This is a genomic window from Coleofasciculus sp. G2-EDA-02 (assembly GCF_040226375.1).
In the GTDB taxonomy this organism is placed as follows: Bacteria; Cyanobacteriota; Cyanobacteriia; order Cyanobacteriales; family Coleofasciculaceae; genus Coleofasciculus.
In genome coordinates this window covers 1-18,978 of record NZ_JAVKEW010000020.1, presented here as the reverse complement: position 1 = coordinate 18,978, position 18,978 = coordinate 1, and the positions used below count along the sequence as shown (strand labels likewise).

The following is an 18,978-nucleotide window of genomic DNA, read 5'->3' as shown; positions in this document are numbered from 1 at the left end:
AATAAAAGAAATTGGAGCCAACTTTCTCAACCGATTTACCCAAGTTAGAGTAGTGTCTACCCGATGTTGGAGACTAGGAGCCAACCAGTCGGTGGGACGTTTGCGGTTGCATCGAGGCTTGCGGTATCGAGTATGACGGTTCCGGCGTCCCCGGCGAATAGCACGACGGCTCTCTAGAGTTGCTTTTATTGCCAATCCGCGATGGGTCAACTCAGCCGCAAATACGACTCGGTTTCCTTCTAAGATGGCTAGTCCAGTTACTTGGGAACCGGGGTCAATTTTCAATCGATGTTCTTTCACAACAGGATTTTTCACCTCCTGTTTCATGATGATGGTAAAAGGGTATCGCTTCCACACGGCTGCCTTACCACAAGAAAGTAGCTTTCTGGCTTTGGCGGGGTGGCAAGGAGAGAGTGGTTCCAAGTTTTGGTTGATTACGAAAACTCGCATAATACGAAAACTCCTGTTTCCAGGGTAAATTGTGCCTCGTCAATGTTATTAAGGCTTGTTGTGCCTAGGTCACTGGCTATACCTAAATCACCTGTTTAAACCTAGACGGCTTTTAAACTATGAGCTGGCAAGCACCCATAGATTCCATGACCCTAATAACGTAGCGTTTGCTGAGACTGGCTATCCATCAATGGAATGGTTGTGTTGTCCAAATTTGTCCAGTGTTAGGCGGATAGCTGTTGAACTTAACTTTAGTTCAGGGTAGCAAAAATATAGGATATCGTTGATGTAGCATTGTAACCGACATTGGTTTTTATGTGTACCCGGTGCTTTTCGGTGATATTTGAGGAAACTAAAGACTCAAGCAGCTTAAGGTCAAGGTAGACTACTATAAACCAACATAACGGATCAATACTTGTGTCAACTACCCCACCCATACCTTGGGGCATGGAAGAGGTATCTAGCTGCGAAAAACAGATGAGTTGCCAGTTTAGGGAAATAGCGAGAGCGCCAACGAACCTGGCTGTGCTTCTGTGTCACTCGCTCAAGTCCCAAACAAGATAGTTAATTAAATTCCAGCCCTTCCTATAGCACCACCCTAGCCCGGTCAGGAGTCATTTGCCAGTGTTATGTTTATTCTCAAAAGGCAGGATGTTGAAATTTCTAGCATTCAGCACCCGAAGCGAGAGCAGCAAATCCAGATTCTCACTTATCAGGGGCAAACCTTTCGCTTGATTAGCGTGTTTCGCGCTCATCAGGAAGAAGAAGCCCGCTCCTTTTGGCGAGATTTGACGGATAATCAGGGAAAAGCTTGTGTTTTACTAGAAGAACCTGACCGCTTTAGTGTGTGGGGAAAAATCCGTCTAGAGCAACTGGGTACAGAAGGCAGTCCAGATACCAAAATTGTTCCCTATACCCAAGCCTGTCTCCTACTCCTGCAAACGGTTTACCTCGATGTGGAAGATTTGCTCGGGAATAGGCAAGCGGGATTATTTCAGAAGGATATCACAGAAGTCTTTCAACAATGGCATTTTCCCCAAGCCGATTCGCCAGAAGCCGTGAATCACCTACTGACTGTCGATCCCCTCAACACTCTACAGGTTCCGCCGTGGGAAGAACACCATCTAATCACGCTATTGCAGGAACTCTATCGCTTGGGGAAGGAATACTTTGGCAATGGGAATTTTGCCGAAGGAGTGGGCGATATCTTGCAGGATATGCAAGCAACTGAGCAAAGTCAGTTTATGGAGTGGCTCAAATCCTCTCCCCTAGGGAAATTGTGGCGATAATGGATGACGTTGGATAAATAAATGTATCATAGACAGTCCTCAAGATGGCATTTTAGGGCATCAGCCGCTAAGGTTTATAGAATAAGTACTGTGTAATTGCTATTGTTAGGGATCTCAAAATAAAGCATTATGAGCAGCTCAGTAGATAAGTCATCTGGAACTCAATCCCTACTGACCGGTCAGAATATCGTCTATGCAGGAATTGCTTGGGCAGTCGTGTCCATGTTGTTTTTTCTACTGTTTAGCGTCAAAGCACCGGGAGAAGATTATCCCTTTTGGTACTCCTTTAGCACGTATATCCTAGAGTGTTTGCCCTTCTTAGGAGCTGCTTTACTCTGCTATAGAAATTGGCGTAGCCCCCAGATTGCCAGTGGACGCAATGTCTGGCTGGGAATCGGTTTGGGTATGTTTTTTTACTTTATCGCTAACTTGATATTTGGGATATGGGAGCTATATTTTGGTCTTGATCCAGATGTATCTCCTGCCGATTTCTTTTATGTGATTTCTTATATCTGTATTGGTTGGGGCATGATTTTAGCCGTTCTGCCGAGGCGCTTAAACTTAGAGTGGAAGCAATGGCTAACGGTGGGATTAATCGCCGCTTTGGGTATTGCCTTGGCAGTTTGGGTTTTATTAGCTCCTCCTGTAGCGGTAGAGTCAGAGGCTGAAACTTCTCTGTGGCTGACAACTGAGCAAGCAACAGAAACACCATCTCCCCTATTGGTTGCCTCTACCGTACCACAGGTTGCAGTTAGCCCAACTGAACTAGCTGTAACGCCTCCAGCTGAGGCTCCAGAAGCCACAAACTTGCCCAGTTGGGTGATTTCCCTGGACAAAGCACTAAGTCCCCTCTCTAGAACGTTGAATTTTGTCTACATCGTTTTCGATGTCTTCCTACTCATCATTGCCTCAACACTTTTGTTAGCATTTTGGGGGGGGCGCTTTGCCCAATCATGGCGAATGATTGCAGCGGCAACGTTTTCCCTCTACATTGCGGATATGGGGTTTAAAGTTTATGATGCTCTGGCTAAGGCTCGTGGTCAGGAATATGAAAGTGGAGGTCTCCTGGACGTCTTCTTTATATTTAGTGCCGTACTTTTTGCCATAGGCGCTGCCCTGGAATATGACGTATCAAGTCGTTCTCGCCGCAGTCCACGTCGGCGAACTTAAAATTAGCTATGAGTCCCAGAAAACTAACTGAAACCGACAAAAAAGATATTTTGAACTTATATCGACGGCCAGAAGAGACCACCTCAACCCTGGCTGATCGTTATGGTGTAAGTAATTCAACGATTAGCCGCCTGCTCAAAAGCAGTTTGTTAGAGTCAGACTATGAAACACTCATCCAGCAAAAGCGAGCCAATCGCACGCCAGGGACGGGTACATCAGGGGCGAAGCCAAAACCCAAGCTATTGGAACGGATTGAACCTAAATTTTCGGTTACTCCCTCTCCCCAACCCTCGATAGAATCAGAAGACGAAGAATCAGAAGATGAATCGTCAGTATCTGAGTATCCAAATCAACGTCGGCGGCGCAGGCGTTCTTCTGTCGTCGATCAATTGGATATAGAGTCCACGGCAAAACAAGGTGAGTTGCCTCTGGACTTTAATCGCACAGAAGCTCAAAGGTATACAGAAGACTCAGAAGACCTGATTGAAGAGATAGAGCAGGTAGAAACCAACCCCTTAGAGAAGTTGCTGGATGATGAAGATTTAATGGATTTAGATGAGGATTTAGATGAGGATTGGGACGAAGACGAGGAAGATATTGCTACTCCAGAACCTCTGACCACGACTTATGTCCCCAGTGGTGTAAATGTTCAGGTATTACCCCTTTCGCAAGCTTCTTTTCCAAAACCCTGTTATTTAGTGATAGACCGGGCAGCCGAGTTAATTGCGCGACCTCTGCGAGAATTTAGTGACTTGGGACGTATTCCGGCTGAGGAAGTCCAGCAACAAACTTTGCCAGTTTTTGATAATCATCGGGTAGCACGACGTTTTTCCAACCGTTCCCAGCGCGTGATCAAAGTTCCTGATGGGCAAATGTTACAGAAAACCTGTTCTTATCTACAAGCCAAAGGAATTACCCGCCTTTTGATTGATGGTCAGGTTTATTCCTTATTGGCAGCACCGTTGCTGGAATAGGGACAGAGGTGTCTCCAAAACGTTCTCAGTAAAACCCGCCCCTACAAATTGGCTCCTCTGTGGCACAATAAAAGGCGTGATTTAGAAGATCGGTTATCAGGTAATCAAAGTGAGTCTGACTGCCCAAGCCCCTAAGACTGCTCGCCGCGTCGTTTTTCCGTTCACTGCCATTGTGGGTCAGGAAGAAATGAAGCTGGCTCTCCTGCTGAATGTCATTGACCCCAAAATTGGTGGGGTGATGATTATGGGCGATCGCGGTACGGGTAAGTCCACCACCATTCGGGCGTTGGCTGACTTGTTGCCGGAAATTGAGGTGGTTGCCGACGATCCCTTCAATAGTGATCCCAACGAACCCGAGTGGATGAATAGTAATGGAGGAGTAGAATCGGCTCCAACCGTTAAGAAAAAAGTACCGATGGTTGATCTGCCTTTAGGGGCAACTGAAGACCGAGTGTGCGGCACGATTGATATTGAAAAGGCATTAGCCGAAGGGGTGAAAGCCTTTGAACCCGGACTGTTAGCCAAAGCCAATCGCGGAATCCTCTATGTGGATGAAGTTAATTTACTTGACGATCACCTAGTTGATGTGCTATTAGACTCGGCTGCCAGTGGCTGGAATACAGTCGAACGAGAAGGCATTTCTATTCGCCATCCGGCTCGTTTTGTGTTAGTAGGTTCTGGCAACCCGGAAGAAGGAGAACTGCGTCCGCAACTCCTTGATCGCTTTGGTATGCACGCGGAAATCCGCACCGTCAAAGAGCCAGCCCTGCGGGTCAAAATTGTGGAGGAACGGGCGGCGTTTGACAAAAATCCATTGGATTACATCAAAGAACACCAAGCGTCCCAAGAGACTTTGCAGCAGCAAATCGTCAGCGCCCAGACACAACTGCCCCAGGTTGAAATGGACTATGACTTGCGGGTGAATATTTCTGAGGTTTGCTCAGAATTGGATGTCGATGGATTGCGAGGGGATATTGTCACCAACCGTGCTGCCAAAGCTCTGGCTGCTTTTGAAGGGCGCACGGAAGTCACAGTCGATGATATTCGTCGGGTGATTACGTTATGCTTGCGTCACCGCTTGCGGAAAGACCCCTTGGAGTCGATTGACTCAGGCTATAAAGTGCAAAAAGCCTTCTGTCGTGTATTTGGGTTGGAGGCAGAATCAGAAGCGGATTCAGCTATGGCAGCGAGTGGTTCTCGTTAATGAACTCCCTGCCCATCCCCACCGCACTAGACGGTGGGGATGGATAGGGAGAAAATTTACTGTAGGGGGAGGTTTAGATGCTTTCCTTAGATGAAATACCGATAACATTTACACAAAACCCGCCCTTACTCAAAATAAAGATGTGTTTGTTCTCATGTAGCACGATCCTGCGCTAAGACAGTAGGAACGAGGTTAATCATGATCGCGATCGCTAATTGTAAGTAGTCGGACAAAATTAAAACTGTTCGACTGGTAGGAATCACCCCACTTCTATGGCTGTGAGGATGTCAACCCAGACTCCCGCGAACAGGTTGAAACGGCTTTACCCCTCCCAATTCATGGGATGAACCACAGTTCCTTATGAAAGAACCACTGATTGAACTAAAGGGAGTATCCAAGTCCTTTGGGGGTAACGTTATCCTGGATAATGTTGATCTGACCATTTATCAGGGTGAAGCCTTAGGTATCATTGGACCGTCTGGAACGGGTAAGTCTACAATTCTACGCATGATGGCGGGTCTAATGCCACTGGATGCAGGTGAAATCTATGTGCAAGGACAAAAGCGTTCGGGTTTAATTGAAGATGCCAAAGACCCAATAGGCATCGGTATGGTGTTTCAGCAGTCCGCTCTGTTTGACTCGCTCACCGTGCGTGAAAATGTGGGGTTTTTCCTCTACCAGCATTCTAAACTGTCTGAGGAGCGGATTCGGGAATTGGTGGATGAAAAGCTAGAGATGGTGGGGTTACCCGGAATTGGTGATCAGTATCCGGCTGAACTCTCAGGGGGGATGCGTCGGCGGGTGAGTTTTGCCCGGGCAATTATGACCAACCCCGATAATCCTCAAGATAACCCAGAAATCTTACTCTACGATGAACCGACTGCTGGACTTGACCCCATCGCTTCTACTGTGATTGAGGATTTAGTCCGTCAACTTCAATGTGCTCAAGGCGGATGTAAGACTCATGTTATGGTGACTCACCAAGAGAGTACCATTCGCAATACCACAGACCGAGTTGTTTTTCTCTACAAAGGCAAGGTACAGTGGCAAGGTCATATCAGCGAGATTGATACAACCGATAATCCTCTGGTGCGACAATTTTTTAGTGCCAGTACTAGCGGACCGATTCAGGTGGTTGGTTAGGGTGACATCCTCCTACACCGTAATCTTGATTCGGTGTAGGCTTGGAAGCCTCACGACTTAGCTTTCCTGCTTGTTCCCTTACGGGGTTTCGCCACTTGCCTAGACGAAGTTCCCTTCGTCCCGAGTAGACCGACTTCACAGGCAGTTTCCATTCCTGTCTGCCCGACAGTACTAATGAGGGTTATCCCTCGATTTCTAATCACCTGACCACTGGCAACATCTCTGTCCGTCGTATAGTTACAATTCGGACATTGATGAATCCTTACACTCAGGTCTTTTTTGACTTCACCACCACAATTAGGACACTCCCCTGATGTGCCTCTAGCATCGACAACAGCAAAGAACTTTCCACGTTTGAAGCAGATGTACTCAGTGATGGCACGGAACTGACCAAAGCCACCATCTAACATCTGTTTTCCCAGGAACCCTTTAGCGGTGATGCGGTAATCAAGGTCTTCCATGAAGATCATGTCACCCTCATCGCACAAGGCATGAGCTTGTTTGAAATGGAAGTCTTTGCGAGTGTTGTCGATTTTGTGGTGTAATAGAGCCACCTTAATTCGGGCTTTCTCGTAATTTTTTGACCTCTTTTGTTTCCTGCTTAGCCTGCGTTGCAGTAATTTCAACTTGCCTTGTAGCTGTGCAAAAAACCTGGGAGGTTTTACAAGAGTGCCTTCAGAAGTTGCTAAAAACTTCTCTAACCCAATATCAACACCGATGGGATACCCATGTGGTTTATGGTCTGGGACACAGACATCACACTGAATATTGATAGAGGCGTACCATTTATCGGCTTTCCTGATAATACGAACCTGTTTCACCGTGAATCCAGAGGGGATAGGACGGTGCAGAGTAATTGGGATTATCCCCAGCTTGGGTAGCAATATATGCTCCTTTGTTACCGGATTTTCCTTGAACTGAGGAAACAGTAACGATTTGAACTGCCCAACCTTTTTGAATCTGGGAAAACCAAACCCTCTGTGTTGGAAGTGTTTCCAAGCCCTGTGCAGTTGTTTAATAGCTTGCTGGAGAACCTGAGAAGGAACTTCGCTCAATCGAGGGAATTCCTTCTTTGCCTTGGGCAACTTATTAAGCTGACTGGTTTCGTTGGGGAACAGAGCATCAGCCGGGATGATGTACTCTTTTTCGATAGAGCATCTATCGATTATACACTTTCTACTATTGCACCAATCTTTGATTTGCCTAAGAGCGTAGTTGTACGCTTTCCGGCAAATCTCCATCCAATCAAGGAGGATTTCCTGTTGATTCGCGTCTGGATAGATGCGGTAGCAATAGTTAAGTGTCAGCATCGGTGTTTATTGGTGCATATACTGATTATACAACATTTACAGGCTAACGCAACACCGTTAAATGTTAATTTGGGTGACATCGATCCACCTAAATTAACTTGGGGGAGTTGTGTATCCCAACGCTGAATAAAATTACAGCGTGGGTCTGACAACTCCCCCAAACCCCCTGGTAAGATAAAGGCAAGGGCTTGATCGGTCATTTGTCATTACCGTCTATCCAGGCAAATGCCCCTCAATTCACCACTTAAGGGTACAGTGAGGAGAAACCATGCGATCGCGAACCGTTCGAGAAGGCTCCGTTGGCTTATTAATTCTAGTTGGATTGGCAGTGTTTGTCGGCTTGGTGGTTTGGATTCGGGGTTTGAAGTTTGGCGATCGCAGTTACAGCTTTGTCGTTAACTTTCCTGACGTCGCCGGGATGAAAGAAGGTGCCACTGTGCGCTATCGCGGGGTTGATGTGGGCAACATTACGGATATTCAAGCCACAACCAATGGCGTTGATGTCATCATCGAAATTGAATCAGAAGACTTAGTGATCCCAGAGGATGTCGCCATTGAAGCCAATCAATCAGGTTTAATTGGTGAAACCTCGGTAGACATTACCCCACTTCGGGAATTTTCCCCTAATATCCAGTCGATGGAACCTCTGAATCCTGAATGTAATTCGGATGTGATTATTTGTAGCGGTGAGCGGATTCAGGGTGAGATTGGGGTGAGCTTTGTTGAACTTCTCCGCAATACTGAGCGCTTAACCACCATCTACACCGATCCCCAATTTTTTAATAATATTAACGATCTCGCCCAAAATGCCTCCCTCGCCGCCAGTGGCATCGCTCAACTTGCGGGTGAATTATCCTTATTATCTCGTTCCGTGCGCCAAGAAGTCGGCGGCTTTTCTCAGGCGTCTGATGCGATTACGACGGCGGCTACCCAGACGACTCAACGCATTGGCAATACGGCGGATCAATTTAGCCAGACAGCCGTGCAACTCAATCGATTAATTGCCTCAACGAATGATTTAGTCAGCAGAAATCGGGCGGTTTTAGGCGGAACTTTAGCCAGTGTTAGTGAAAGCAGCGATCAGTTGCGCGTTCTGTTAGGCGACTTGAAACCTACCCTAGAAAATGTCAACACGACTATTGATTTAGTGAATGCACGAGTCGATCAAGCGGATATCAGCAACATCATCGAAAACGTTGAAACCGCCTCCGAAAATTTAGCTACCCTCTCCGCTAATGCGACTGAGGTATCTGCTGATTTGCGCGATCTCTCTAATTCGTTGGACAGTCCCAGCACTGCTATAGTATTGCAACAGCTATTAGACTCAGCACGGGTAACCTTTGAAAATACGCAAAAGATTACATCAGATTTGGAAGATTTAACTGGTGATCCTAGGTTCCGTGAAAATCTCAAAGAGTTAGTCAACGGATTGAGTGAACTTGTCTCCTCCACGGAACAGTTAGAACACCAAATCGAAGTAGCACAAGTTGTAGAAGCCGCCAGTGCTGAAATTACAACAGCGGCGGTTAAGGTAGTGGATCAATCCCGTGAGCATGATCTGGCATCCATTAATGAGGAGTTGGTTAAGTCTGAACATCGACTCAATCACCATCAACATATCCTGAAAAAATTGCCGCCAATCCCCAAAAAGCAATCGGTGGATACAGAGTGAGGGTCAGGGGCGATGGAAAGTCTCAACTATCAGATAAATGTAATGATAGCTTAATTCTAAGTCCAGTCATCTTGGCTATCTACAGACTGGGGTTGCTTGTAAACTTGACCTTGGCTGTGAATTTGACGGGTTAACTCAAATAACTCTTCTTCTGTCAAATTCCACTGCTGAAGAATCCGCTCAAGCCCCTGTTGAATCTCCCTAGCGCCAGGAAACCGAGAATAGCGAATCCGTAACCGCGCCAATTCCGTCAACTGGTAATCCGTCGGATCAGCTTTTATTTTCAATAGACTATCCACGATCGCGCGATCGCTCTTTTCTTGCGGATGGTTTTGATCTTTGTTTTCTAGAATTGATGACATAATCTAACTTGACTTTTGTGCCGTTATTCTTTATGTATCCGTTTTCAGTTCACCTCAGATGTTACAGAGTTTAAAGTTCTGTAACTTAATGCTCAAACAGATGAGAGGGCTGCGGTAAACTAAGCCTTAATCCATTGTCTGTTTTACCGCGATCGGCGAGAAGACTCCTGTGATCATCTTTGATTAGACGGCGAGAGCGATCGCCCGTGTGTGAGCAGATCCATCTGCAATAATAGATTGCGTACTGTCACAGAACCTACCGTTAACCTGAATAGGGATTAACGGGGGCTTGTCAAAAGTTGGGGCTGTGATCAGCTTACCTGAGTCATCAGGTAAACGGTATGCCATTAGAATCCCTGAGTATCCCTAATTGGGATTAGCGTGGGGAGGATATCTAAATCAATCACCGATAACTCTCGTTTGGAGTCGTTATTCTATGTCTCATAGCGTCAAAATTTACGACACTTGCATTGGTTGCACCCAATGTGTGCGGGCTTGTCCCCTCGATGTGTTGGAGATGGTACCCTGGGATGGCTGTAAAGCTGGTCAGATTGCCTCTTCTCCACGTACCGAAGATTGCATCGGTTGCAAGCGCTGCGAAACCGCTTGTCCGACCGATTTCTTGAGCGTTCGAGTTTATCTTGGCGCTGAAACCACCCGCAGTATGGGTCTTGCCTACTAAGGGTATCTTGAAAATCAGTCTATATCATTGTAGGGGTATGGCTGCATTAGGATGCAAGCGATCGCTTGCATGGTAATGCTGCTGTGTCCTTACTCAAGAATTGCCAATTTTTCAGTAAATTGAGATACAAAAAGGCAAATTTGGGAGGGACACGACATGTCGTGTCCCTCCTACAGCCAGGAAACCCCGTCAGTAATAATGGGAATCCCCACCACGACTCGCAAGCAGGGTGGGGAGGATGTCAAATCGCATAAGATGTTTAAGGCATCATGTTTGAGGAGGGAGCGGTTCAATGTGTGGAATCGTCGGCTATATCGGCACGCAAGCAGCGACAGATATTTTAATGGCAGGGTTAGAACGACTCGAATATCGAGGCTATGATTCTGCAGGAATTGCCACCGTCGGGGAAGGAAAAATTCAGTGCGTTCGCGCTAAGGGCAAACTCTATAATTTACGGGAAAAACTGGAACGCACCGACAACCAAGCCAGACTCGGTATTGGGCATACCCGTTGGGCAACTCACGGGAAACCCGAAGAATACAACGCCCACCCCCATACCGACACCCATCATCGCGTAGCCGTGGTGCAAAATGGCATCGTGGAAAACTATCGGGAATTACGGGAAGACTTAAAAAAACGGGGACATGAATTCCGTTCTGATACGGATACCGAAGTGATTCCCCACCTGATTGCCGAATTTCTCCCCGAACCATCAACCCCTGATTTTCAAAACCCGAATGCACTGCTAGACGCCGTGCGCCAAGCGGTGAATCAACTCCAAGGTGCGTTTGCGATCGCACTTATTTGTGCAGACTATCCCGATGAACTCATTGTCGCACGACAACAGGCTCCTTTAATCCTAGGATTTGGTCAAGGGGAATTCTTCTGCGCCTCCGATACCCCCGCCCTTGTCCCCCACACCCATGCGGTGTTGAACCTAGAAAATGGGGAACTAGCACGGTTAACCCCCCTAGGGGCAGAAGTCTACAACTTTAACGGGGAACGTCTTCGCAAATTCCCCCGCACCCTCAACTGGAATCCCGTACAAGTGGAAAAACAGGGATTCCGTCATTTCATGCTCAAAGAAATTTTCGAGCAACCGGGTGTGGTGCGAACCTGTTTAGAGGCTTATGTTAACAGTAATTGGTCTGTGGGAGAAAAGGATGGCATTACCCCAATACCGGATCAAAACCAAGTCGCCGGAGAAACCCCATCCACAACCACGCCGATACAATTGGGACTTCCCGAATCCTTGTATGAGAACTTAGAACAGGTTCAGATATTGGCATGTGGCACCAGTTGGCACGCCAGTCTGGTGGGGAAATACCTGTTAGAACAATTAGCCGGAATTCCCACGATGGTACAATATGCCTCAGAATTCCGCTATGCCCCCTCACCTCTGACGCGCAATACCCTCACCATTGGCGTCACCCAATCCGGAGAAACTGCTGATACCTTAGCCGCGTTAGAGATGGAAACACGGCGACGCAGTGGTTTAGGAGTAGAGTATCAGCCGCGATTGGTGGGGATTACCAATCGTTCAGAAAGTTCCCTGGCGCATTTAGTACCGCATATTATTGAAACTTATGCCGGAATGGAAATCGGTGTCGCCGCCACTAAAACTTTTGTCACCCAGTTAGTGACATTTTACTGTTTAGCCCTAGATTTAGCCTATCGACGCCAAACTCTACCCCCGTCGCGGATTGCCGAAATTATTGAAGGGTTGCGCCAACTTCCCTCCCAGATTGAATTAGTCCTATCCAGTCAGGAGCATTATATTGGAGAGTTAGCCACTGAGTTTGCCGAAACTCAAGATTTTATCTTTTTAGGGCGCGGAATTAATTTTCCCATTGCCTTAGAAGGGGCGCTGAAACTTAAGGAAGTTAGCTATATTCACGCTGAAGGGTATCCGGCGGGGGAGATGAAACACGGACCGATTGCCCTATTGGATGCCAAAGTTCCCGTGGTTGCGATCGCGATGCCTGGTACTGTATATGAAAAGGTGCTATCCAATGCCCAAGAAGCCAAAGCAAGGGATGCGCGATTGATTGGGGTGACACCCATGGATGATCCAGAAGCCGCTCAAACCTTTGATATTTTATTATCAGTGCCTGTCGTCGAGGAATTACTCTCTCCGATTCTGGCGGTGATTCCATTACAGCTTTTGGCATATCATATTGCGGCGCGACGGGGTTTAGATGTGGATCAACCTAGGAATTTGGCAAAATCAGTCACGGTGGAATAACTGCCAAACGTTATGTTCCAGATCAAGAAAGAGAATAATTAGCTATTTTTGAATTCCCGCTGAACTAGCACATAAAATTAAGATATTCGAGCCTTGTGAGTTCAGCTAATTATTCTTATTATAAAGATGTGGAGACGTATTATGGCGCGTCTGTAGGGGCGGGTTTCACCGATAACCTTTGGCAAAAACTGATAACTTAATTAAACCCGCCCTCTTTCCGGTTGAGTAGAGGGCGGGTTTACCTAATGAGTGGACTGGTGTTGTTAAGGTTGCGATCGCGCCTTTTCCAGCCAAGTCCCCTCTCTCACAGGGAATTCCCACCATTCCTCACCCACCTGCGATCGCTACTTCCCAGTTTAGATTTTCTCTCATTTGTGACCTATATCACTACATAACTTGATCACAGATCACGATTTGCTTTTTAGAAAAATCACAAACTATATTTTAGAACGATCACAAGATTGACATAGAAAATCATTCATAATTATGACAACAAAAAGAATTTAATATTTCTGAAGTCAATGAACGTTACTCTGCCTCATACAAATATCGAAGATTTAGTGACTCAAATTTTAATGAATCGCTTCATCACCCCCTCCGACCAGCAATTTTTAAACTGTGCTTTACTTTATAAAGATAGTTTAAAGGAGCATGAACGAATTCTCATTGAGCGAGTTTTTTATGGCGTCCGACATGGATTGCTTCAAATTCTGGAATCCACCTCGGTTTAGAGGACGCTCTAGGAGTGTATCCTACCATTGGGCATGATAGTTCCGGCTAAGGAAGCATTACTTAAATCCGCTCCCATTAAATTCGCGCCAATTAAGTTAGCCCCCTTGAGATTAGCATGACTCAAGTTAGCATTAGTTAAATAAGCCAGAAGTAAACCCGCTCGCTTTAGATTTGACTGAGCTAAGTTAGCATGGTCTAAGTTTGCCTCTAGCAAATTAGCCCCTGACAAATTGGCTTTATATAAATTAGCTCGGTTCAGGTTGGCTTTGCTGAGTTGGGCGCTCTGCAAATTGGCTTTTTTGAGGAGCAATCCACTCAGATTGGCGAGACTGAGATTCGCGTTTGGCAAGTGGGCGTCAGTCAGATTAGCCCCCGTAAGATTCGCTTGACTCAGATTCGCACCACTCAAGTCAGCCCTTGACAAATTGGCATGACTCAGATCAGCGCCCTTGAGATTTGCATCACTCAAGTCAGCCTCTGTCAAATTAGCATCTCGCAAATCTACCCGATGTAAATAGGCTCGAATTAAGTAAGCGCCCGTCAGGTTAGCTCCCCTTAAGTCGGCTTCGCTGAGAATGGCTCGATTTAACGTAGCACCCTTCAAATCGGCGGCTTTGAGACTAGCACGACTGAAGGTGGCTCCCGTACAGTTTGCCTTTGCCAGTTTGGCTCGTTTCATTTTGGCATCGATGAAACTGGTGCCAATTAATGTAGCATGTCGCAAATCCGCGTCGATTAGGGTAGCGCCACTGAAAATCGCACCACTCAAATCAGCTTCCCGGAAAATTGCAGCAGTCATATTAGCTTGGCAAAGCGTGGCTTCAATCAATAGTGCGTTCTTAAGATTAGCTTTGCTTAAATCTGCATCCTTAAGCTGAACACCAATCAGTTTAGCTTTGGCTAAATTAGCTCGCTGCAAATGGGCAGCACTCAAATTAATGCGACTCAGATTCGCTTCAGTTAAATCGGTTCCCATCAAATTAACTCCGGAAAAATTTCGTTCTCCCGTTTCGTGCAAACTCAGAAGTTGGGATTTACTTAAACATTGAATTGATTTCATAAAAACTGCCTGGTTTTATGGCTTTGGTTTGGCTACAGGCTATCCATTATGGTGTCAACTTGCATTCTATAAATTAGGATTCACCTTCTCCATAAATAAAATCATGGATGAATCCAAAAAAATATAAAATTGCCCTCAATAAATGGGCAGTCTAAAAAATGGTAAATTTGTTCAGTTTAGGGTTGGAATCTAGATTTCAGTTAATTCCATCTCCCGATAAAACGCTTAGATAATGGATGCCACAGTTTCTGGACTAATTCGATATACCAATCGTTATTGATTCATCAAACTGTCGTTTTTAATTCAAATTTATGAACATAAATCAGCTTGTGGCGAATCCGTTTTTATCACCTCCAAAATTTGGCATAACTAAAGCAGAAATAATAGGTATAACTCATCGCCAATTCACGGTTTTGTTTCTACCAATCTCTGAGGTCAGTGCGGTATAAATAAGTGATCAGCGAATACCTCATCTCAACCTCGTCCATTGAGAAAACTGGAGTTTTTTCTCAGGGGAAAACTACGGTTTTGAATGTAAACGCGGTTTAAGAGATATAAAGATAATCAATATCCTGAGCATCAACTAGGAGATAACTGCTCGCTGATATTAGTTATTCCCACCGCTACAAAAAGCCTTTTCCTGACGATGAGTTTTCATGCCAACCAGGTCTGGGCATTAAGCTAGAAAAGTCGCTGGTTGCTAATGCCCTAGTGAATTTTACTGCTGCTCCCAAGTCTTGAGGAGGCGTCATACCGTTGGAGTTGGATTGCGTTAGCTAGTTGTTTGTAACTGATCGCCCAATTGTCAGTCGTGATCAAAGGGCTTCCTTAAATAGCCATCTGTCTCCCGATTCGAGATCCCCTCAGACTATACGTCGCCAAAAGGCTGACTTTGATTAGCCCAAAGGATGGCAAGAAGCCATGTTGAGACAACTCATCCTTTAAAGATAATCCTTAGATGCCAGATCCGGCAAGGTATGATTCATGGCAAAATTTGCCGAGGCAGCCGATTCCGATCACAAATCATCCCCCAGATGTTCACTTTCCTGTCATTAGGTAGTGGAGATAACAATTTTTTAGTCACGAGTATGGTATGATATCATGATACAAATTTTCAGAAAAACAAACGTTTACCCCTATGTTGTTCCCTAGGGGCAAACGTGCCGGATGTCTACCGCACACCATACAGATGATAACCACTCCCTCATCAAACCCAAAGCTCTTGGGCTATTGGGCTTATCTAGCTATTGAAAAACATTTCCAGAGAACCATTCAGTATGAAACTGATGTTCTCAAGGATAAAGATCCTGAAGCGCTACACCAAATGCGTGTAGGGATGCGACGGTTACGAACAGTAGTGAAAGGTTTTGAGCCTGCCTTGGTATTACCCAAAGCCGCTAGGGAGAAAAAGATTACTAAAGTAGCGCGACGGCTGGGACAACTGCGGGATTTAGACATCATGCAAGATGCGCTGCAAAATCAGTATCTGCCCACTTTGCCCAACTCTGAACAAAAAATCGGCAAAAAAGTATTAGCCACCTTAGCAAAGCGGCGTCACCATGTCTTAGTTCAGGTTCAGAAAACCCTCAAAGACAAACCCTATCAGGAAATGAAACTGGCATTTCAAGATTGGTTACAGACGCCGACTTACGGAATTTTTGCCGAATTTCCCATTGATCAGATTTTGCCTGACTTACTGTTACCGTTTGTGAGTCAGTTTTTCCTCCACCCCGCATGGTTGATGGGCGTAGAATTCTCAGACGGACAGAAGCAGGTGGCTCAGGATTTGAGTTTAGAGAATGTCGTTGAACTCTTAAGTAGCCAGAGTTCAGTGTTGCACAGTTTGCGGAAACAAGCTAAACGAGTGCGCTATCAAATGGAATTATTTACTGAATTTTATGATACGCCCTATCAGGATTATGTGAAAGAGATTAAATCTATTCAGGGTACTTTGGGGCAAATTCAAGATAGTTTCGTCTTGGCAGAATTTCTATCGGATTGTCTACACTTAGAAATTAAGAAGGAACTACCAACCCTAGTAGAGGAGTTGAGTGGCAATCGTTATCAATTATGGCAGGAATGGCGAACGCTCCAGGAACGATATCTCCATCCCGAAACCCGCCAGGACTTGCGTCTAATCGTTGTACACCCGCTTACCACCACAACTTATCCCTCACCTGTTAGTGTCGAAGACACACAACATGACAACTAGAATAAATACCTCATAAAAATAAAATATTTAATTGACTTAATCTTTTGATTACCGAGCCTTTACCTTGATTGCTTATAGTAGAGCTGCCCTGCTATACCAGCTTGTGAAAATCTGGCTGGAGAGAGTTGCAGCTCATGATTCCAACTTCCAGAGCCGTTTTGGACGTAAACCCGACTCAATCTTTTGGTCAAGCCGAACTCCAAGATTCACGTCGATTGCATTTTTATGCTAAAGGGGACAAAATTCCCATAATTGCTCAAGGAGTTTGGCAAGTCTCTCTAGGAGTAGTTCAGCTGAGTACTCTTTGCCAAAATGGAGAAGAGGTGTGGCTTGGTTGGGCAGAACCTTCAATGTTTTTTGGTCGTTGGTTTTCTCTACTGAGTGCTTACCAAGCTATAGCATTGTCTGACGTGCATCTGATTTGGTTTTCTTTAGAAGAGATTAATGCTTCACCTCGATTGGCTCAGGTAATATTACCGCAAGTTATACACCGGATACGCCAAAGTGAGGCACTCCTAGCCATCGCGGGTCAGCGTCGAGTTGAAGATCGTTTACAACACTTGTTGCTGTTGATGCAACAGGAAATGGGTCACCCTGTACCCGAAGGGACTCGTTTGAAGATACGCATGACTCACCAAAACCTTGCCAATGCCATCGGTACGACTCGTGTTACCGTCACCCGACTCTTGAACAAGTTAAAAAATCAGGGCAAGATTAGCTTTGATAGCAATCGCCACATTATTGTTAAACAAGGTAGCTTTAAAAATATTGCTGAGTGGTAAGGAATTAGATCCCCAACTTCTTGCAGAAGTTGGGGATCGGGTCAGGGCTGAGTAACTGTAACTATAGCAGTTCGCTCTCGCGTAGTTACAGTACAATTGTTCTAAATCCCTCCTGATCAAGCATCCCTCTCTAATGTGTAAATACACGCCTAGCGAAGCGCTATAAATCATTGGACACCTCTACAGATTTATTACCCAAACCCCCCTGTTGAATCCATGATTGTGCCCTGCGTCTTCCCAAGACGAAGGATAAATTTTTTTTTAAGTCAACTGCTATATCTTCTCGGACTGAACGCCAGAGAACGCCACCGTCAGGGAAATTTAGGCATTCCATGACAAAAAATAACCCACTTGATTTCATGGATGTAGCGATCGTTTATCCCGCTCTGGCGAGAATACCCCTACTATCATAACTGAAGCTGAGAACCCCCGTCTTTTAAGCAGGGGATGAAAGCTTTAAACCAGGTTTTAACCTGGCGTTTCGTGGCATTAACTTGCCTTTTTATTGTACAATAGAAAGCAACAAAGGAGGTGATTGAACTGTATCGAACTATTCCGATTAAAGCCAAGTTTGCGGATGAAGAGAAAGCCTATTGGGTGAACCAGTGTCAAAACGCAAATAGCCTAATTAATTGTGCGATTTATTACACCAGGCAGACTCATTATCAGTGGAGGGAAAAACAGCCCAATGCTCTTGCCTTTTATTGGCGGAGCGATGAATTCCGGTGTGGCTGGAAGCTTTACAGGTGTCGCACGACTTACCCGGAGTTAGACAAGGAACTTAAACTTAACCCGCTACCATTACCAGAATTCATTGACTCGGATTGGGTCAAAGAAGTAACGATTCGTCCTTGGCTTGGTGAGTTTTGGCTTGATTGGGTGATAGACGACGGGAAAAAACCAGTCAAAGTCAACCTCAATCTGGATTACTCTCAAGCCTGGGGGTTTGACCACGGCGGCACCAATTGGTTAACTGGAGTATCAACCCAAGGGAAGAGCCTAATTGTTGATGGGTGCAAGCTCAAGTCAATGAATCAGGGCTATTGCCGCTTGGTAGCTAAGTACAAACAGGGTAAGCCCGAATTCTATTGGGATGGTAACCTAGACCGGGTACAGCGCAAGCGGAATAACCAAATGAGGGACGCCATCAATAAAGCGGCACGGTTCATCGTTAATCGGTGTTTGGCTGACGGGATCGGCAATCTGGTTATTGGCTGGAACGAGGGGCACAAGCATAGCCCCCAAATGGGCAAACGGGGTAATCAAAACTTCATGCCCATCCCCACGGGCAGGCTGATTGAGCGTCTCAAGCAGCTTTGCGAGGAATACGGGATTATATTGACCTTGACAGAGGAAGCTTATACAAGTCAAGCGTCATTCTTGGATGGTGATTCACTACCGAAGCACGGTGAAAAACCCGTAGGATGGACACCATCGGGTACAAGAGTGAAACGTGGACTTTATAGAACATCTGGCGGTCAATTGATTAATGCCGACTGCAATGGGGCGGCAAACATAATCACGAAAGTAGCCACACAGCTAGGAATAAACCTGCGCGACCTGAAAAGGTCGTTTAGTACGGGGAGCCGACTCCCCCATGGGATTCACACCCCATGCCCTCATGGAAAAGACTCTTCGGAGTCCGGTCACGCCTCAAGTAAGTAATGAAACAGGTGGAATGCAGACCCCAA

17 protein-coding genes are annotated in these 18,978 nt (G+C 45.8%); 12 read left to right on the top strand and 5 right to left on the bottom strand.

From position 1 onward, the window contains the following. A partial coding sequence (iscB, locus tag RLO19_RS01835) for an RNA-guided endonuclease IscB (RefSeq protein WP_446353312.1) occupies nucleotides 1-450 on the bottom strand: 450 nt, incomplete at its 3' end. Nucleotides 451-1,079: 629 nt separating this feature from the next. Here iscB and RLO19_RS01830 point away from each other — a divergent pair. The 5 genes from RLO19_RS01830 (at nucleotide 1,080) to RLO19_RS01810 (ending at nucleotide 6,230) form a co-directional block, all read left to right on the top strand. Then, a complete protein-coding gene (locus tag RLO19_RS01830; RefSeq protein ID WP_446353310.1) occupies nucleotides 1,080-1,739 on the top strand; it encodes an Npun_F0813 family protein in 660 nt (219 codons plus the stop codon). Between the two features lie 129 nt (nucleotides 1,740-1,868). After that, on the top strand, nucleotides 1,869-2,909 hold the full coding sequence (locus RLO19_RS01825) for a hypothetical protein (protein ID WP_446353308.1): 1,041 nt from the start codon (nucleotides 1,869-1,871) through the stop codon (nucleotides 2,907-2,909). Nucleotides 2,910-2,917: 8 nt separating this feature from the next. Beyond that, nucleotides 2,918-3,883 (top strand): hypothetical protein, encoded by a 966-nt coding sequence (locus tag RLO19_RS01820; RefSeq protein WP_446353306.1) that lies wholly within the window; start codon nucleotides 2,918-2,920, stop codon nucleotides 3,881-3,883. Nucleotides 3,884-3,992: 109 nt separating this feature from the next. Further along, nucleotides 3,993-5,087 (top strand): magnesium chelatase ATPase subunit I, encoded by a 1,095-nt coding sequence (bchI, locus tag RLO19_RS01815; protein WP_446353304.1) that lies wholly within the window; start codon nucleotides 3,993-3,995, stop codon nucleotides 5,085-5,087. Nucleotides 5,088-5,447: 360 nt separating this feature from the next. Next, entirely contained in the window at nucleotides 5,448-6,230 is a 783-nt protein-coding gene (locus tag RLO19_RS01810) for an ABC transporter ATP-binding protein (protein ID WP_446353302.1), read from the top strand. Nucleotides 6,231-6,280: 50 nt separating this feature from the next. On the opposite strand, the gene RLO19_RS01805 is transcribed toward RLO19_RS01810, so the two are convergent. Beyond that, nucleotides 6,281-7,540, bottom strand: a complete 1,260-nt coding sequence (locus tag RLO19_RS01805; RefSeq protein WP_446353300.1) for an RNA-guided endonuclease InsQ/TnpB family protein — start codon at nucleotides 7,538-7,540, stop codon at nucleotides 6,281-6,283. 268 nt (nucleotides 7,541-7,808) lie between these two features. Between RLO19_RS01805 and RLO19_RS01800 the strand changes: the two genes are divergently transcribed. Next, nucleotides 7,809-9,212 carry an MlaD family protein gene (locus RLO19_RS01800; protein ID WP_446353298.1) on the top strand — a complete coding sequence of 468 codons (1,404 nt, stop codon included), beginning with the start codon at nucleotides 7,809-7,811 and terminating at the stop codon, nucleotides 9,210-9,212. A gap of 56 nt (nucleotides 9,213-9,268) precedes the next feature. On the opposite strand, the gene RLO19_RS01795 is transcribed toward RLO19_RS01800, so the two are convergent. Then, nucleotides 9,269-9,574 carry a DUF3288 family protein gene (locus tag RLO19_RS01795; protein ID WP_446353296.1) on the bottom strand — a complete coding sequence of 102 codons (306 nt, stop codon included), beginning with the start codon at nucleotides 9,572-9,574 and terminating at the stop codon, nucleotides 9,269-9,271. A 436-nt stretch (nucleotides 9,575-10,010) separates the two neighbouring features. Between RLO19_RS01795 and psaC the strand changes: the two genes are divergently transcribed. Together psaC and glmS are read left to right on the top strand one after the other, a co-directional pair. Further along, nucleotides 10,011-10,256 carry a photosystem I iron-sulfur center protein PsaC gene (gene psaC / locus RLO19_RS01790; RefSeq protein ID WP_006616272.1) on the top strand — a complete coding sequence of 82 codons (246 nt, stop codon included), beginning with the start codon at nucleotides 10,011-10,013 and terminating at the stop codon, nucleotides 10,254-10,256. Between the two features lie 292 nt (nucleotides 10,257-10,548). Continuing rightward, on the top strand, nucleotides 10,549-12,501 hold the full coding sequence (gene glmS / locus RLO19_RS01785) for a glutamine--fructose-6-phosphate transaminase (isomerizing) (RefSeq protein ID WP_446353294.1): 1,953 nt from the start codon (nucleotides 10,549-10,551) through the stop codon (nucleotides 12,499-12,501). A 165-nt stretch (nucleotides 12,502-12,666) separates the two neighbouring features. Here glmS and RLO19_RS01780 read toward each other — a convergent pair whose 3' ends face one another. Beyond that, entirely contained in the window at nucleotides 12,667-12,825 is a 159-nt protein-coding gene (locus tag RLO19_RS01780; RefSeq protein WP_446353292.1) for a hypothetical protein, read from the bottom strand. 197 nt (nucleotides 12,826-13,022) lie between these two features. On the opposite strand from RLO19_RS01780, the gene RLO19_RS01775 reads away from it, so the two are divergent. Continuing rightward, nucleotides 13,023-13,232: a hypothetical protein gene (locus RLO19_RS01775; RefSeq protein ID WP_446353290.1), complete on the top strand. Its 210-nt coding sequence runs from the start codon at nucleotides 13,023-13,025 to the stop codon at nucleotides 13,230-13,232. 8 nt (nucleotides 13,233-13,240) lie between these two features. On the opposite strand, the gene RLO19_RS01770 is transcribed toward RLO19_RS01775, so the two are convergent. Further along, nucleotides 13,241-14,293, bottom strand: coding sequence for a pentapeptide repeat-containing protein (locus RLO19_RS01770; RefSeq protein ID WP_446353288.1), 1,053 nt, complete (start codon nucleotides 14,291-14,293; stop codon nucleotides 13,241-13,243). A gap of 1,189 nt (nucleotides 14,294-15,482) precedes the next feature. On the opposite strand from RLO19_RS01770, the gene RLO19_RS01765 reads away from it, so the two are divergent. The 3 genes from RLO19_RS01765 to RLO19_RS01755 all read left to right on the top strand — a co-directional run bounded on the left by RLO19_RS01765 (nucleotide 15,483) and on the right by RLO19_RS01755 (nucleotide 18,952). After that, nucleotides 15,483-16,505, top strand: coding sequence for a CHAD domain-containing protein (locus tag RLO19_RS01765; RefSeq protein WP_446353286.1), 1,023 nt, complete (start codon nucleotides 15,483-15,485; stop codon nucleotides 16,503-16,505). 134 nt (nucleotides 16,506-16,639) lie between these two features. Continuing rightward, nucleotides 16,640-17,287, top strand: coding sequence for a Crp/Fnr family transcriptional regulator (locus tag RLO19_RS01760; protein WP_446353284.1), 648 nt, complete (start codon nucleotides 16,640-16,642; stop codon nucleotides 17,285-17,287). A gap of 540 nt (nucleotides 17,288-17,827) precedes the next feature. Next, nucleotides 17,828-18,952 (top strand): RNA-guided endonuclease InsQ/TnpB family protein, encoded by a 1,125-nt coding sequence (locus tag RLO19_RS01755; protein WP_446353314.1) that lies wholly within the window; start codon nucleotides 17,828-17,830, stop codon nucleotides 18,950-18,952. Nucleotides 18,953-18,978: the final 26 nt, after the last annotated feature.